Origin of the sequence: Rhizobium ecuadorense (genome assembly GCF_001187535.1) — a bacterium.
Lineage (GTDB): Bacteria > Pseudomonadota > Alphaproteobacteria > Rhizobiales > Rhizobiaceae > Rhizobium > Rhizobium ecuadorense.
In genome coordinates this window covers 1-307 of the sequence record NZ_LFIO01000106.1, presented here as the reverse complement: position 1 = coordinate 307, position 307 = coordinate 1, and the positions used below count along the sequence as shown (strand labels likewise).

Sequence of the window (307 nt, the reverse complement as noted above, 5' to 3'; positions counted from 1 at the left end):
GGCCGACAGTCATCCCTCCCACCGCCGGCCCGCGCTGCTCGCGCACATTGACGGGTCCTGCCCGATGGCATCGGTCAGAAAGTCCAGAACCGCTTTGACGCGCAACGGTATGTTTCTTCGTGAGGGATAGACGACATAGATCGGCAGCCGGGTCGGTTGAAAGTCGTTCATGACAGGGATCAGCCGACCGGCGACGATATCCGGCACGGCGACGATGTGGGAGAGCACCGCCAGTCCTGCGCCGGCAAGGGCCGCCCTGTGAATGGCGACGCCGCTGCACGCGGTCAGCCGCGGCGAGATCCTGACG

1 protein-coding gene is annotated in these 307 nt (G+C 65.5%); it reads right to left on the bottom strand.

Annotation, left to right across the window (positions count from 1 at the left end; all coding sequences use genetic code 11):
• Positions 1-9: 9 nt before the first annotated feature.
• The coding region (locus AF337_RS03920) for a LysR substrate-binding domain-containing protein (protein ID WP_244471176.1) at positions 10-307 on the bottom strand (298 nt) is incomplete at its 5' end.